The sequence below is a fragment of the Streptomyces sp. NPDC045701 genome, assembly GCF_056432045.1.
Genome location: NZ_JBWKJV010000037.1, coordinates 30,791 through 46,172, shown reverse-complemented (window position 1 = coordinate 46,172; position 15,382 = coordinate 30,791). Strand labels below are relative to the sequence as shown.

12 protein-coding genes, 1 tRNA gene and 1 pseudogene are annotated in these 15,382 nt (G+C 70.9%); 12 read left to right on the top strand and 2 right to left on the bottom strand.

What is annotated here, in order from left to right; translation table 11 throughout:
• Positions 1–92: 92 nt before the first annotated feature.
• Positions 93–176 (top strand): annotated as a pseudogene (locus tag AC07DW_RS27500) (GntR family transcriptional regulator); the annotation flags it as partial.
• A 280-nt stretch (positions 177–456) separates the two neighbouring features.
• Entirely contained in the window at positions 457–894 is a 438-nt protein-coding gene (locus AC07DW_RS27495) for an ATP-binding protein (protein ID WP_478860372.1), read from the top strand.
• A 146-nt stretch (positions 895–1,040) separates the two neighbouring features.
• On the opposite strand, the gene AC07DW_RS27490 is transcribed toward AC07DW_RS27495, so the two are convergent.
• Entirely contained in the window at positions 1,041–1,334 is a 294-nt protein-coding gene (locus AC07DW_RS27490) for a hypothetical protein (RefSeq protein WP_478860371.1), read from the bottom strand.
• 696 nt (positions 1,335–2,030) lie between these two features.
• A tRNA-Arg gene (locus tag AC07DW_RS27485) sits at positions 2,031–2,102 on the bottom strand.
• 115 nt (positions 2,103–2,217) lie between these two features.
• On the opposite strand from AC07DW_RS27485, the gene AC07DW_RS27480 reads away from it, so the two are divergent.
• The 10 genes from AC07DW_RS27480 (at position 2,218) to rpmE (ending at position 15,303) form a co-directional block, all read left to right on the top strand.
• Positions 2,218–2,706: a response regulator gene (locus tag AC07DW_RS27480; RefSeq protein WP_478860370.1), complete on the top strand. Its 489-nt coding sequence runs from the start codon at positions 2,218–2,220 to the stop codon at positions 2,704–2,706.
• A 133-nt stretch (positions 2,707–2,839) separates the two neighbouring features.
• The gene (nrtL, locus tag AC07DW_RS27475) at positions 2,840–3,937 is read left to right on the top strand and encodes an ArgS-related anticodon-binding protein NrtL (protein WP_478860369.1); all 1,098 of its coding nucleotides are present in this window, start codon (positions 2,840–2,842) and stop codon (positions 3,935–3,937) included.
• A gap of 7 nt (positions 3,938–3,944) precedes the next feature.
• A complete protein-coding gene (gene lysA, locus AC07DW_RS27470) occupies positions 3,945–5,336 on the top strand; it encodes a diaminopimelate decarboxylase (RefSeq protein WP_478860368.1) in 1,392 nt (463 codons plus the stop codon).
• A 94-nt stretch (positions 5,337–5,430) separates the two neighbouring features.
• On the top strand, positions 5,431–6,723 hold the full coding sequence (locus AC07DW_RS27465) for a homoserine dehydrogenase (protein ID WP_478860367.1): 1,293 nt from the start codon (positions 5,431–5,433) through the stop codon (positions 6,721–6,723).
• A 6-nt stretch (positions 6,724–6,729) separates the two neighbouring features.
• Positions 6,730–7,788 carry a threonine synthase gene (thrC, locus tag AC07DW_RS27460; protein WP_478860366.1) on the top strand — a complete coding sequence of 353 codons (1,059 nt, stop codon included), beginning with the start codon at positions 6,730–6,732 and terminating at the stop codon, positions 7,786–7,788.
• A gap of 342 nt (positions 7,789–8,130) precedes the next feature.
• Positions 8,131–9,048, top strand: a complete 918-nt coding sequence (thrB, locus tag AC07DW_RS27455; RefSeq protein ID WP_478860365.1) for a homoserine kinase — start codon at positions 8,131–8,133, stop codon at positions 9,046–9,048.
• Positions 9,049–9,428: 380 nt separating this feature from the next.
• Entirely contained in the window at positions 9,429–11,510 is a 2,082-nt protein-coding gene (rho, locus tag AC07DW_RS27450; protein WP_478860364.1) for a transcription termination factor Rho, read from the top strand.
• 311 nt (positions 11,511–11,821) lie between these two features.
• Positions 11,822–13,567: a trypsin-like serine protease gene (locus AC07DW_RS27445; protein ID WP_478860363.1), complete on the top strand. Its 1,746-nt coding sequence runs from the start codon at positions 11,822–11,824 to the stop codon at positions 13,565–13,567.
• Positions 13,568–13,837: 270 nt separating this feature from the next.
• Entirely contained in the window at positions 13,838–14,935 is a 1,098-nt protein-coding gene (locus AC07DW_RS27440; protein ID WP_478860362.1) for an LCP family protein, read from the top strand.
• Between the two features lie 143 nt (positions 14,936–15,078).
• Positions 15,079–15,303, top strand: coding sequence for a 50S ribosomal protein L31 (gene rpmE, locus AC07DW_RS27435; protein WP_478860361.1), 225 nt, complete (start codon positions 15,079–15,081; stop codon positions 15,301–15,303).
• Positions 15,304–15,382: the final 79 nt, after the last annotated feature.

The following is a 15,382-nucleotide window of genomic DNA, read 5'->3' as shown; positions in this document are numbered from 1 at the left end:
CACCACCCCCAACCGGCCGCACGACAAGGAAGCGGCCACAGGAGCGATCATGCCGGAACCGGCACACCCGTCACAGCGAATTGGGCAACGGAGTCCAGGACCGTCCCCTGGAGTTCGCCGAAGCCACCTACCCGCCGCACCGCTGGGCGTTCGAGCAGGGCTACCCGCTCACCTGACGACGACTCGCCAGTTCCGACGAACCGCTTGCACTTCGCAAGTGGCTAATGCCACTATCCAGAAAGTGGCTAAGGCCACTTGAGGAGAAGGGGGCACGACGTGACGAGTCGGCGGCCGGTAGAGGGCGCGCGGTTAGCTTGCCGGGGGTGTCGGGGGCGTGGATGGAAGCGCGTCGGCTCCCGAACGGCGCTGGCGTTCTCCACGGCCAACGACCGCGACCGTGCCACGTCGAAGCGGCGCTGCCTCGACTGCGACGGCAGCGGCAAGGAGTGAGCACGCATGGCCTACACGATCGACCGCCACCCCTGTGAGGACTCGCCGCGGCTCGGAGCGATGACCTTGCATCCGGAGCCTGAGTCCGTGTCTCGTGCGCGGCGCTGGTTCCGGAAGTTCCTCGCGCCGTACAACCCGGCCTGCTCGATCGACGACTGCACGCTGATGATCTCGGAACTGGTGACCAACGCCATCTGCTACGGGAAGTCGGATGACCCGTGGTTGGTGCGGGTCGAGTGGTACCGCGAGGGAACCTCGCTCCGCGTCGACGTGCACAACCCGGGCTTCCCAGCGAACGTGCGGCTGAGGCGTCCGGAGGCGAACGACGCTCACGGACGGGGGCTGCTCCTGGTCGACTCCATCGCGGATTCCTGGCGCTCCGGGCCCAGCCACCTCGGCGGAACGGTCGTCTCCTTCGTGGTCGCTGATGCCTGGCCGGTGTGACGGGATAGCTCACCTCTCCTACTGTCACTGTGAAACAGTGAGACAACCTGCACCGACACCGAGGCCCCAGGCATGCCGCCTGGGGCCTCCCTCGTTCCGGCCCTACCCGAGCCAATGCTTCGTTTCGTAACGGGCCGATAACAGCCCTACTGGGATTCCTCGGAACCGTCCTCGCTCACTCCAGCGACTCTGCCGCCGACGAACGCCACGCTCAGCGCGAGGGCGGCTACACCGGTGGCTGCTACCAGCTTCATCCCCGCCCCCTGGAACTGCTTGCTCTCGCTGTCCTTCTCGAATACCCGCCCCACGTTTCGTTCGAGGCGGTCGTGGAGGGACTCCCGCTGTGCCTCGCTTAGGTCGTCCCGAGCGAGGTCGGCCTGCAGGGCGTCCCGCTGGTCCTGTGCAGCCTTGTAGAAGTGGTTCTGACTGGTTGGCTGCAAGAGTGGACCTGTGGGCCTCTGCGACTGCATCGATGTTGGCCTTGCCCAGGTCCTTGAATGCAGGGAACTGCTCGATGAGCTTGAGCCGCGCCTCGGTGGCCATCTCGGGCATCGCTGCCGCGAACTTGAGCACCTTGTCCTTGGACAGGTTCCGCCAGTTCGGGATACCCAACTTCCGCTTGACCGCTGATTCGTTCACGTCGCCCATCCCCTGACTCCACTCGTCGTCCCGTGAGGCATCCCGGATAGTAGCGGTGCCCATCGACAAGCCCCTCTTCCTCGGCCTGCTCGCCATGACTCTGTGAACGGTATTCGCGGCTCAGGTACACCCAATACGCGTCAGTCGACGGGACGACCGGACCAACGATTGGATGGGACGGTACGACGCAGGTCAGCCCGTCTCTGACTCCGGCCTCGTCGTTCGTCTAGATCCATAAGAGAACCCCTGGGTGCTGGCAGCACTCACGGGCGCCGTTGGTAGCCCCGGTGGCGCGACGACATGTACCTGGGTCTGGCGTTAGCGCGAGCGTCGCCTTCTCTTAGACCCACCTGCGGAGATGTCCCAAGATCCCGTCCACGCCTCGTCCACGGACCCCGACATACGCCCGCTCTGGGCCGCACACGCCTGCACATACGCGAAGACCCCGGCCTCAGCGTTTCCGCTGGTGACGGGGTCTTTAGGCACCTCACAAAGGGTGCCCCCGGCAGGATTCGAACCTGCGCACACGGCTCCGGAGGCCGTTGCTCTATCCCCTGAGCTACGGGGGCGTGTCCGCCGCGGTGGTGTTGCTCGCGGCGACGGGTAGAACACTACCAGCTCCCGGGCGGTGCCTGTGAACAGGTATTTAGGGGTTGGCCGGGAGGGTCGGGTCGCCCGTGTGGGGTGGAAGTGGGGAAAACCCGGACGCAGGGCAGCGGCTCGACCTACTCTCGAGTTGTGTCAGGCGCGTCCGGCCGGGTGCTCGTCGTGGACGACAACAGGGTCATCCGGCAGCTGATCAGGGTCAATCTCGAGCTGGAGGGCTTCGAGGTCGTGACCGCGGCCGATGGTGCCGAGTGTCTGGAAGTCGTCCATGACGTCCGCCCCGATGTGGTGACCCTCGACGTCGTCATGCCCCGCCTCGACGGGCTCCGGACCGCCGAGCGGTTGCGGGAGGATCCGCGGACCAGACACCTGCCCGTGGTGATCGTCAGCGCGTGCACGCAGTACGAGGTGGAGAGCGGGCTCGCCGCCGGGGTGGACGCGTTCCTGGCCAAGCCCTTCGAGCCGGCCGAGCTCGTGCGGCTCGTGCGGCAGCTCAGGCACCGGGACGACCCGCCGCCCATCGACGGCCGGAGCGGCGCCGGGCATGCCGGGAGCGCCTGGAGCTGACCGGCCGGGCGGACGAGCCGGCAGCCGTTCGCGGTCAACCGAGGCCCGCCGCCGCACGCCCCAGCGGCATACCGGGTGACCGCATCGCGAAACCGGTTCCGCCCGGGAGGGTGTCCTCCCATACGCTGGACCCGTGACCCCCGCGGACCTCTCCCTCACCGTGCTGCACGCCGTGCGCCGCGCGGTCGGCGAAGGCGCGCTGCGGGCGCCGACCCGGGTGCCCGAGCGGGTCAGGATCGAACGGCCCCGGCCCGGGGGCAGCGGGGACTGGGCCACCAACGCCGCACTCCAGCTGGCCCGCGAGGCCGGGATGGCCCCGCTGGGCGTCGCCGAGGTGCTGCGGCCCAGGATCGCGGAGGCCGACGGCATCGAGCGCGTCGACATCACCGGGCCCGGGTTCCTCAACATCACCCTGGCCGACCGGAGCCGGAGCGCCCTGGTGCGCGAGGTCCTCGACCGGCGCGAGCGCTACGGGCACGGCGACGCCCTGCGGGGCCGCGCCTACCGGCTGGCGCACCCCGGCGACGTACGGGCCACCGTGCTCGCGGAGGTGGTACGCGTCCTCCTGCGCGCGCAGGGCGCCGACGTACTCGATGACGCACGCCCCGGCACCGACCCGGCCCCCCGAAGCGCCCGCCCCCACGGCCCCGGCACCGACCCCGCCCCCCGAAGCGCCCGCCCCCACGACCCCGACGCCCCCCGTAGCGCCGACCACGCCCCCGAAACCGTCACCCTCCGCCCCGTCCCCCTCCCCGCCGGCTACGACCTGGCCGCCCTCGGCACCGACGCCGCCCGCTGGGCGCTGCTGCGGCCCGCCGCGCACGACCGGGTCCTCGCCCCCGAGGGGCTGCTCGTCCAGAGCGAGGCCAACCCGCTGTTCACCGTGCGGTACGCCCACGCACGCGCGCGTGCCCTGCTCCGCAACGGGGCCCAGCTCGGCATCGCGCCCGCGTACGACGAGGACGTCGACGCGCCGCGCCTCCTCACCGCCCTCGGCGATCACCCCGCCGTCCTCGAAGCCGCCGCCCGCCACCGCGCCCCCGACCGGGTCGCCCGGCAGCTGGAGGCCACCGCCGACGCGTTCCTGGGGTTCCAGCACACCGTGCTCCCCCTCGGTGACGAGAAACCCTCGGCCGCCCACCGCTCCCGGCTCGCCCTCGCCGAAGCCGCCGGGACGGTGCTGGCCGGCGGCCTGGCCCTGCTCGGCATCAGCGCCCCTGACTACCTGTGAGAGAGAAATGAGCCGTTCCGCACACCCCGCCGGGCCCCGTCACGCCGATGTCCTGCCCGAGGGCCACTACTCCGCCCCGCCGGCGGACCTCAACCGCCTGGACGAGAAGGTCTGGTCCCGGACCGTCACCCGGAACGAGGACGGGGTCCTCACCGTCGGCGGCCTGACCGCCACCGCGCTCGCCGAGGAGTTCGGCACCCCCGCCTACTTCCTCGACGAGGCCGACTTCCGCGCCCGCTGCCGCGCCTGGGCCGAGGCGTTCGGCGAGGACGCGGACGTGTTCTACGCCGGCAAGGCGTTCCTGTCCCGCGCCGTCGTGCGCTGGCTGAAGGAGGAGGGCCTCAACCTCGACGTGTGTTCGGGCGGTGAGCTGACGACGGCGCTCGACGCCGGGATGCCGCCCGAGCGGATCGCCTTCCACGGCAACAACAAGAGCCCCCACGAGATCGAGCGGGCGGTGGAGTCCGGCGTCGGGCGGATCGTGCTCGACTCCTTCCAGGAGATCGCGCGCGTCGCGCACATCGCCCAGTCGCTGGGCAAGCGGCAGAAGGTGCAGATCCGGGTGACGGTGGGCGTGGAGGCCCACACGCACGAGTTCATCGCCACCGCCCACGAGGACCAGAAGTTCGGCATCGCGCTGGCCGGCGGGGAGGCCGCGGAGGCCGTGCGGCGGGCGCTGAAGCTGGACGGGCTGGAGCTCATCGGCATCCACTCCCACATCGGTTCGCAGATCTTCGACACCTCCGGTTTCGAGGTGGCCGCCCACCGGGTGGTCGGGCTGCTGAAGCAGGTCCGCGACGAGCACGGCGTCGAGCTGCCCGAGATCGACCTCGGCGGCGGCCTGGGCATCGCGTACACCTCCGACGACGACCCGCGCGAGCCGCACGAGATCGCCAAGGCGCTGAGCGGCATCGTGACGAGGGAGTGCGAGGCCGCGGGGCTGCGCACGCCGCGCATCTCCGTCGAGCCCGGGCGCGCCATCGTCGGTCCGACGGCGTTCACGCTGTACGAGGTGGGTACGGTCAAGCCGCTCGCCGGGCTGCGGACGTACGTCAGCGTCGACGGCGGCATGTCGGACAACATCCGCACCGCCCTGTACGACGCCGAGTACTCCGTCGCCCTGGTGTCGCGGACCAGCGACGCCGAGCCGATGCTCAGCCGGGTCGTCGGCAAGCACTGCGAGAGCGGCGACATCGTGGTCAAGGACGCGTTCCTGCCGGCCGACCTCGCGCCGGGCGACCTCATCGCCGTACCCGCGACCGGCGCCTACTGCCGCTCCATGGCCAGCAACTACAACCACGCACTGCGCCCGCCCGTCGTCGCCGTCCGCGACGGTGAGGCGCGCGTGATCGTCCGGCGCGAGACAGAGGAAGATCTTCTGCGTCTCGATGTCGGCTGATGAAATAGATGTCTCATAATCCGGACGGAAGGGAGAAACTTCCGTCCGGTGAGTGAGACTGTCCACACCGTAGAAGTATGAGAAGTGAGGTCGGATGATGCGTACGCGTCCGCTGAAGGTGGCGCTGCTGGGCTGTGGAGTGGTCGGCTCAGAGGTGGCGCGCATCATGACGACGCACGCCGACGACCTCGCCGCGCGCATCGGCGCGCCGGTCGAGCTCGCCGGTGTCGCCGTCCGCCGGCCCTCCAAGGTGCGTGAGGGCATCCCGCAGGAGCTCATCACCACCGACGCGACCGCCCTGGTCAAACGGGGGGACATCGACGTCGTCGTCGAGGTCATCGGGGGCATCGAGCCCGCCCGCACGCTGATCACCACCGCGTTCGAGCACGGGGCGTCGGTCGTCTCCGCGAACAAGGCGCTCCTCGCCCAGGAAGGCCAGAGCCTGTACGCCGCCGCCGAGCGGCACGGCCAGGACCTGTACTACGAGGCGGCCGTCGCCGGCGCCATCCCGCTGATCCGCCCGCTGCGCGAGTCCCTCGCCGGCGACAAGGTCAACCGGGTGCTGGGCATCGTCAACGGGACCACCAACTTCATCCTCGACAAGATGGACACCTCGGGCGCCGGATACTCGGAGGCGCTCGACGAGGCCACCGCACTCGGGTACGCCGAGGCCGACCCGACCGCCGACGTCGAGGGTTTCGACGCCGCCGCCAAGGCCGCGATCCTCGCCGGCATCGCCTTCCACACGCGCGTGCGCCTGGACGACGTGTACCGCGAGGGCATGACGGAGGTCACCGCCGCCGACTTCGCCTCCGCCAAGCGCATGGGCTGCACCATCAAGCTGCTCGCCATCTGCGAGCGGGCGGCCGACGGCGGGTCCGTCACCGCGCGCGTGCACCCCGCGATGATCCCGCTCAGCCACCCGCTCGCCTCGGTGCGCGGCGCGTACAACGCCGTGTTCGTCGAGGCGGACGCCGCGGGGCAGCTGATGTTCTACGGGCCCGGTGCCGGCGGTTCGCCGACCGCGTCCGCCGTCCTCGGCGACCTGGTCGCCGTGTGCCGCAACCGTCTCAACGACGCGACGGGCCCCGGCGAGTCCGCGTACACCCAGCTCCCCGTCAGCCCCATGGGCGACGTGGTGACGCGGTACCACATCAGCCTCGACGTGGCCGACAAGCCGGGCGTCCTCGCCCAGGTGGCGACGGTCTTCGCCGAGCACGGCGTATCCATCGATACGGTGCGCCAGCAGGGCAAGGACGGCGAGGCGTCCCTCGTCGTCGTCACCCACCGCGCGCCCGACGCCGCCCTGTCCGGGACCGTCGAGGCGCTGCGCAAGCTCGACACCGTGCGCGGTGTCGCCAGCATCATGCGGGTCGAAGGAGAGTAACCAGCAATGACTCACCAGTGGCGCGGAATCATCGAGGAGTACCGCGACCGGCTGCCGGTCACCGACACGACGCCGGTCGTCACGCTCCGTGAGGGTGGCACGCCGCTCGTGCCCGCGCAGGTGCTCTCCGAGCGCACGGGGTGCGAGGTCCACCTGAAGGTCGAGGGTGCCAACCCCACCGGCTCCTTCAAGGACCGCGGCATGACCATGGCCATCACCCGGGCCAAGGAGGAGGGCGCGCAGGCCGTCATCTGCGCCTCCACCGGCAACACCTCCGCCTCGGCGGCCGCGTACGCCGTCCGGGCCGGCATGGTGTCCGCCGTCCTCGTCCCGCAGGGCAAGATCGCGCTCGGCAAGATGGGTCAGGCCCTGGTCCACGGGGCCAAGATCCTCCAGGTCGACGGCAACTTCGACGACTGCCTGACGCTGGCCCGCGCGCTGTCGGACAACTACCCGGTGGCGCTGGTCAATTCGGTCAACCCGGTCCGTATCGAGGGCCAGAAGACCGCCGCGTTCGAGATCGTGGACATGCTGGGCGACGCCCCCGACATCCACGTCCTGCCCGTCGGCAACGCCGGCAACATCACCGCGTACTGGAAGGGCTATACGGAGTACGCGGCGGACGGGGTCTCCACCCGCAGGCCGCGCATGTGGGGCTTCCAGGCCTCCGGCTCCGCGCCGATCGTGCGCGGCGAGGTCGTCAAGGACCCGTCGACCATCGCCACCGCGATCCGCATCGGCAACCCGGCGTCCTGGAACTACGCCCTGGCCGCGCGGGACGAGTCGGGCGGGTCCATCGACGAGGTGACGGACCGTGAGATCCTGCGCGCCTACCGCCTGTTGGCCTCCCAGGAGGGCGTCTTCGTCGAGCCGGCGTCCGCGGCGTCCGTGGCCGGCCTGCTGAAGGCGGCCGAGCAGGGCAAGGTGGACCCGGGGCAGACGATCGTCTGCACCGTGACCGGAAACGGTCTGAAGGACCCGGACTGGGCGGTCGCCGGAGCGCCCCAGCCGGTCACCGTGCCGGTCGACGCGGCCACCGCCGCGGAGCGGCTCGGCCTGGTCTGAGCGACGGCCGGGACCGGCCGGGGCCCTCTCGGGTCCCGACCGGCCCCGGCCGGGCACCGGCCGCCCCGCACCCACGAAGTCTGGCCGAAAACCGCAACCCGCACAGCGCCCCACGCGGAAGCACGGCCAGGCTCGCGACACGCATCGTGCGCCTCCTGTGCGCCCTATGTCGCCGCGGAACCTTCCTTCGATAGGCTGTACCGAACCCGCCCCGCCGCATATGCCGCGGTGCTGTTGCCGTTGATGCCGCTGCGGCCCACGGGTCTTCGTACCCCTCGCAGAACCCCGAACCTCGAAACCAGCGACAACCACGTCGTCAGATCCAAGGAGAGTCATCGAGAGATGGCCGGTCCAGCGTTCCGCGCCGCCGCCGTCCGGGTGCGCGTTCCCGCCACCAGCGCCAACCTCGGCCCGGGCTTCGACGCCCTCGGCCTGTCGCTGGGGCTGTACGACGACGTGGTCGTCCGGGTCGCCGACTCCGGGCTGCACATCGACATCGCCGGAGAGGGCGCCGACAACCTCCCGCGCGACGAGAGCCATCTGCTCGTACGCTCCCTGCGCACGGCGTTCGACCTGCTCGGCGGCCAGCCGCGCGGCCTGGAGGTCGTCTGCGCCAACCGCATCCCGCACGGGCGGGGCCTGGGCTCCTCGTCGGCCGCCATCTGCGCCGGCATCGTCGCCGCCCGCGCGGTGACCATAGGCGGCGACGCCCGGCTCGACGACGCGGCGCTGCTGGAACTGGCCACCGAGATCGAGGGCCACCCGGACAACGTGGCCGCCTGCCTGCTCGGCGGCTTCACCCTCGCCTGGACCGAGGGCGGCGCCGCCCGGGCGATCAGAATGGATCCCGCCGATTCCGTCGTTCCGGTGGTTTTCGTCCCCGGTAAGCCGGTCCTCACCGAGACCGCCCGCGGCCTGCTGCCGCGCACCGTCCCCCATGTGGACGCCGCGGTCAACGCCGGCCGCGCCGCACTGCTCGTCGAGGCCCTGACCAGGCGCCCCGAGCTGCTGCTCGCAGCCACCGAGGACCGGCTGCACCAGGAGTACCGGGCCCCCGCGATGCCGGAGAGCATCGCCCTGGTGAACCGACTGCGCGCGGACGGCGTCCCCGCGGTCATCTCCGGCGCGGGCCCCACGGTGCTCGCGCTGGCCGACGACGGCGCGGCGGAGAAGGTCGCGCGGCTGGCGGGCGAGGGCTGGGCGGCCAACAGGCTGGCCCTCGACGTATCGGGCGCGAGCGTCCTGCCGCTCGCCCCGTAGTACACGGTTGCCGGTGTTGGAGAGGGGGAATGTTTGTTGGAGCCGGTAGTGTTAACCTCGAATCTGCACCCGACGTCTTTGTGGCGCGGTGCTGAGTGTCCCCATCCGGGACCACCATTCTTCCGGGAGCCTCCTCCACTGCCAGAGCAGCCTGCCTGAGCAGTTTCGAGCACGCTCCGGAACCGGCGCGACACCCCTCGCTTTTCCCAGGAGCGGGCCGAGCAGGGGGCCTCGGGCCGGAACCCAGCACGTTTTTTCTTCTCCGCCGTACCCGGCGGGACCACCGCCCCGACTCGGTCCACCGATCAAGGACCGCTGTCGGACAGCACAACCGGTCGCCGAGCCAGAAGGCCGACGTCCGCTCCAGGGAAGGACCCTTCGTGAGCGACACCACCGATCTGATGGGCGTGACTGCCGACAACAGTGTCGACACCGCCGCGCCCGCCGCAGGTGCTGCCACTGGCACCACGTCACGGCGCCGCCGCTCCGGCACCGGCCTCGAGGGCATGGTCCTGGCCGAGCTGCAGCAGGTCGCGTCAGGCCTCGGCATCAGGGGCACCGCGCGGATGCGCAAGAGCCAGCTGATCGAGGTCATCAAGGAGACGCAGGCCGGAGGCGGCGCCTCCGCGCCCAAGGCCGCCGACGCGGCCGGTGCCGCCGAGACGAAGCCGAAGCGCCGCGCGACCTCCAAGGCCCGTACGGGCGAGGACGCCGCCAAGGCCGTCGACAAGACCGCCGCCAAGGCCGAGAAGGCCACCGAGAAGGCCGACAAGGCCGTGGCGCAGCAGCAGATCGAGATTCCCGGTCAGCCGTCCCCCAAGCTCTCGGCCTCGCCGGAGCAGGGAGGCGCCCCCGGCGACGACCAGCCCGCGGGCGAGCGCCGCCGCCGCCGTGCGAGCGCCCCCGCCGGCAGCCCCGAGGGCGACGTGCGCACCGAGGTCCGCACGGACGTCCGTACGGAGGCCAGGACCGACACCAGGGCCGACGGGCAGCAGGAGGCCAAGGGCGAGGCGTCCGCCGACACCGCCGAGGGCAACCGCCGCGACCGCCAGCGCGACCGCGGCGACCGTGGTGACCGCGGTGACCGCCGCGAGCGTCAGCGCGACCGCCAGCGGGACCGCGGTGGCAAGGGCGACGACCAGCAGGGCGGCCAGCGCCAGCAGCGCCAGGGCGGCCAGCAGGGCGCCCCGGCCGGTCCGCAGGACGACTACGACGACGAGGCGGGCGGCCGCCGCGGGCGCCGCGGCCGCTACCGCGACCGCCGTGGCCGCCGTGGCCGCGACGAGTTCGCGAGCCCCGAGCCGCAGGTCTCCGAGGACGACGTCCTGATCCCCGTCGCGGGCATCCTGGACATCCTCGACAACTACGCGTTCATCCGGACGTCCGGCTACCTGCCGGGCCCGAACGACGTGTACGTCTCCCTCGCCCAGGTCCGCAAGAACGGCCTGCGCAAGGGCGACCACATCACCGGTGCCGTACGTCAGCCGAAGGAGGGCGAGCGCCGTGAGAAGTTCAACGCGCTGGTCCGTCTGGACTCGGCCAACGGCATGGCCGCCGACTCCGGCCGGGGCCGTCCCGAGTTCAACAAGCTGACCCCGCTCTACCCGCAGGACCGCCTCCGTCTGGAGACCGACCCGGGTGTGCTGACCACGCGGATCATCGACCTCGTGTCGCCGATCGGCAAGGGCCAGCGAGGCCTGATCGTGGCCCCGCCGAAGACCGGCAAGACCATGATCATGCAGGCGGTCGCCAACGCGATCACCACGAACAACCCCGAGTGCCACCTGATGGTCGTCCTTGTCGACGAGCGTCCGGAAGAGGTCACCGACATGCAGCGGTCGGTCAAGGGCGAGGTCATCTCCTCGACCTTCGACCGTCCCGCCGAGGACCACACCACCGTCGCCGAACTGGCCATCGAGCGCGCAAAGCGCCTCGTCGAGCTGGGGCACGACGTGGTCGTCCTGCTGGACTCCATCACCCGCCTGGGCCGTGCGTACAACCTCGCGGCGCCCGCCTCCGGCCGCATCCTGTCCGGTGGTGTCGACTCGACCGCGCTCTACCCGCCGAAGCGCTTCTTCGGTGCCGCGCGCAACATCGAGGACGGCGGCTCGCTGACCATCCTGGCCACCGCGCTGGTCGACACCGGCTCGCGCATGGACGAGGTGATCTTCGAGGAGTTCAAGGGCACCGGCAACATGGAGCTCAAGCTCGACCGGAAGCTCGCCGACAAGCGCATCTTCCCGGCGGTGGACGTCGACGCGTCCGGCACCCGCAAGGAGGAGATCCTGCTGGGCAGCGACGAGCTCGCCATCGTCTGGAAGCTGCGCCGGGTGCTGCACGCGCTCGACCAGCAGCAGGCGATCGAGCTGCTGCTCGACAAGATGAAGCAGACGAAGTCGAACGCCGAGTTCCTGCTCCAGATCCAGAAGACGACCCCGTCGTCCGGCAACGGCAACGACTGACGTCGTATCAGCAGGACATAACGGACCGCCCCGTCACTCCGGTGACGGGGCGGTCCCGCTTTCACGAATTTCTCACCTGCCGCTGGTCAACCAGTACTTGACAGGCGTAGCATCGTCGCATCGACGTGGGGGGATCTCGCCGCGCAGTCAGAGCCGAGGCCAGGGGGGGTTTTCCGGCTCACTGCCCGCGTACAGCCGAACCCCGCCACCGTCATGGATTTCTTCCGGCGCGGCGGTCGCGCTGCGCCGGGTCGACCCAAGGGGTTTACCTAGTGCAGATACGCACGCGCGGCGGCCGTCACCGGCGCCGTATGACACTGGCGCTGCCGGCCGCGGCCGCGGTCGTCGCCCTCGTGGGAGCGGGCATCGCGGTCACCGGCTCGGATTCCGCCAAGGCCGACGAGGCGCCGCGGATCAGCATGGACACGCAGAAGCCCGCCGCGCCCTCGAAGCAGGAGCTCCGCCAGCGCACCATCAAGGCGATGAAGGGCGACGCCACCAGCGAGCGATCCCTGGTCGAGCAGCCCGACGCCGCGGCGTCCGACAGCGGCACCGACAGCGCACCCAGCGCGCGCATCATCGGCGGCTCGCAGACCACCGTCTCGGCCGCGCCTTGGATGGCGCAGCTCCACTTCAGCGACAGCACCGGCGCGGGCTACTTCTGCGGCGGCGTGGTGATCGCCCCGACGAAGGTCGCCACCGCGGCGCACTGCGTCAAGGGCATCAAGTGGTACGAGGACGGCGCGGTCATCACCGGCACCGACAAGGTGCCCACCGAGAACGCCGACGGCAGCTGGGACTTCCACGGCGGTACCGTCTTCGGCGCCTACCGCCAGTGGAACCACCCGTCGTACAGCCCGTACACGCTCGACGGGGACGTGGCCGTCCTCACGCTGACCTCGCCCACCACCGCCAAGCCGCTGCCGCTCGCGCAGCCGACGGACGGCGCGCTCTACCAGGCGGGCCTGGACGGCAAGGTCTACGGCTGGGGCCGCACCAGCTCCACCGAGCCCAACAGCGGCTCGCCCACGCTGAAGGTCGCCGACGCCGACATCGTCTCGGACACCAACTGCGCCGCCGCCTACCCGGACGGCTTCATCAGGGGCCACATGCTCTGCGCGGGTGCCGCGCCGACCGGCAGCGACGAGACCAGCGAGACCACCTGCAACGGTGACTCCGGTGGTCCGCTCGTCGTCAGCGGCCGGCTCGTCGGCATCGTGTCGTGGGGCGACGAGAACTGCTCCGCCGCCGGCAAGTACGGCGTGTACGCGAAGGTCTCCACGTACTCCGCGCCGCTCCAGGCCCGCGTCGACGACGCCAACTGGAACAACGACCACGCGGCCGACCTGCTGTCCCGCCGCACCTCGGACTCCAAGCTGTTCGGCTGGAACTCGAAGGTCACCTCGCTGAGCCGTACCTACGACATGGGGTACTTCGGCGGCTACACCCTGGCGCTCCAGACGGACCTCGACCGTGACGACAACGAGGACATGCTGAACCGCTACAACGGCGACGTGTACTGGGACCACTGGGTCCCGGCGCTCGGCGAGTGGCAGTCCAAGCTCGTCGCCAAGGGCTGGGGCAAGCACAAGGCGGTCGTCGCCCCCGGTGACGTCACCGGTGACGAGCTCCCCGACCTGGTCGCGGTCGACTCCGCCGGCACCATGCGCGTCTACCCGGGCCGTGGCAACGGCGGCTTCAACACCCCCGTCACCGTCGGCACCGGCTGGGGCAAGTACACGATGGTCCGCGGTCACGGTGACTTCACCAACGACGGCAAGGCCGACATCTTCGCCCGCGCCTCGGACGGCAAGACCTACCTCTACAAGGGCACCGGCGTCGCCTCCAAGCCGTGGTCCGCGCCCGTTCTCGTCGCGGCCTTCGGCTCGATGAACGCCCTCGTCACCACCGGCGACGTCAACAGCGACGGCGTCGCCGACGTCCTCGCCCGCGACACGGCCGGCAAGCTCTGGCTCTACCCGGGCAAGGGCAACGGCGGCTTCAACACCCGAGTGGCCTTCGGCACCGGCTGGCAGGCGTACAACCTGTTCGGCTGACCGACGCCCCACGGCGGGCCGGGGAACATGCGATGTTCGCCACGTCCGGGACGGTTCGAACGCGAGCCGCCCCGGCGCCCCGGCCCTGAGGAAACCGCAGGTGAGACCTGATCTGTGCCCACCGCGCAGCCGCGCGGTGGGCACAGTGCGTGCCCGGGGCCCCGCTCAGCCGGCCGTGCAACCCTTTGGACCGCTTCCCCGTCTGACAGGCCGGAGCGCGCCTGATCACCACCGCTGGGGGTAGCGGAACCAGCGAGGACTGAGGAGAACATGGCCGAGCAGGGCAGCAGGAGCAGCCGAATACGCGCCACCGGACGCCGCCGCACCGAGCGCGGCAAGGGCCGCCGGGCGGTCACCGTCGCCGCGTGGTCCGCCGCCGGGCTGGTCCTGGCCGGCGGGTGCGGACTCGGCTACGTGTACGTCACGCTCAACGGCAACATCGACAGCGTCGACATCAACGCCCAGCTGCGCGACGACGACCGTCCGCGGAACGTCGACAACGGCTCGCTGGACATCCTGGTCCTGGGCTCCGACACCCGGGCCGGCGCCAACGGCGCGTACGGCCGGGACGAGGGCGCCGCCCGCTCCGACACCGCGATGATCCTGCACGTGTACGAGGGCCACAGGAAGGCGAGCGTCGTCTCCGTACCGCGCGACACGATCGTCGAGCGCCCCGACTGCGCCGACCGGGCCGGCGCGGCCGTCCCCGGGCAGCGCACGGCCATGTTCAACACCGCGTACGAGGTCGGCGGCCCGGCCTGCGCGGTGAAGACCGTCGAGAAGATGTCCGGCATCCGCATGGACCACTACATCGAGGTCGACTTCACCGGCTTCAAGAAGCTGATCGACGAACTCGGCGGCGTGAGGATCACCACCACCGAGCCGATCAAGGACACGAGCAGCCACCTCGACCTGGCCGCCGGCCCCCACACCCTCAGCGGCGAGCAGGCCCTCGGGCTCGTCCGCACCCGCAAGGGTGTCGGCGACGGCAGCGACCTGGGCCGCATACAGCTCCAGCAGGCGTTCATGAAGGCGTTCATCGAGCAGGCCAGGAGCGTCGGCGTGTTCACCAGCCCGAAGAAGCTGTGGAGCCTCGCCGACACCGCCACCAAGGCCGTCAGACCCGACTCCGAGCTGGACTCCGTCAAGGAGCTCGCCGACTTCGCCGGCGGCCTCGACCAGCTCGGCGCGGACGACGTCGCCATGATCACGCTGCCGGTGCGGTACGACCCGGCCGACCTCAACCGCGTGATACCGCTCCCGGCCCAGTCCCAGCAGGTGTGGACGGCCCTCAAGGCCGACCTGCCGATCCCCGCGTCCGCCACCAAGGACACCGCCGAGGGCCGGGCGGACGGGGTCGTGCGGTAGGTCCTCGGGGGCCCGGAATAGATCCGGCCACACCCCGGTTTTGGGAGATACGGCCGGTCCTGGCAGACTGGTACGTCGGCCCCGGTTCACGCACGCGCATCCCGCGCGGGCGACCCGGCGCCCTCCCGAAACTAGGAGACACCTTGAAGCGCGACATCCACCCCGAGTACGTCGAGACGCAGGTCAGCTGCACCTGTGGCGCGTCGTTCACCACCCGCAGCACGATCCAGGCCGGCAACATCCGCGCCGAGGTCTGCTCCGAGTGCCACCCGTTCTACACGGGCAAGCAGAAGATCCTCGACACCGGTGGCCGTGTGGCCCGCTTCGAGGCCCGCTTCGGCAAGAAGGCTGCCGGCTCCTCCAAGTAGCGAGCCACTGCGCCGGTCTCCGGCCGCCCCGCGCGTCGGGGTGGCCGGGACCGGCGCTTTGCCGTCTTCCACAGCAGCC

What these genes read in the sequence shown, in the direction of transcription:
- AC07DW_RS27445 (WP_478860363.1), top strand. Translation starts at nt 11,822, where the DNA reads ATGACACTGGCGCTGCCGGCCGCGGCCGCGGTCGTCGCCCTCGTGGGA.
- AC07DW_RS27440 (WP_478860362.1), top strand. Translation starts at nt 13,838, where the DNA reads ATGGCCGAGCAGGGCAGCAGGAGCAGCCGAATACGCGCCACCGGACGC.
- thrB (WP_478860365.1), top strand. Translation starts at nt 8,131, where the DNA reads ATGGCCGGTCCAGCGTTCCGCGCCGCCGCCGTCCGGGTGCGCGTTCCC.
- AC07DW_RS27465 (WP_478860367.1), top strand. Translation starts at nt 5,431, where the DNA reads ATGATGCGTACGCGTCCGCTGAAGGTGGCGCTGCTGGGCTGTGGAGTG.
- AC07DW_RS27495 (WP_478860372.1), top strand. Translation starts at nt 457, where the DNA reads ATGGCCTACACGATCGACCGCCACCCCTGTGAGGACTCGCCGCGGCTC.
- lysA (WP_478860368.1), top strand. Translation starts at nt 3,945, where the DNA reads ATGAGCCGTTCCGCACACCCCGCCGGGCCCCGTCACGCCGATGTCCTG.
- thrC (WP_478860366.1), top strand. Translation starts at nt 6,730, where the DNA reads ATGACTCACCAGTGGCGCGGAATCATCGAGGAGTACCGCGACCGGCTG.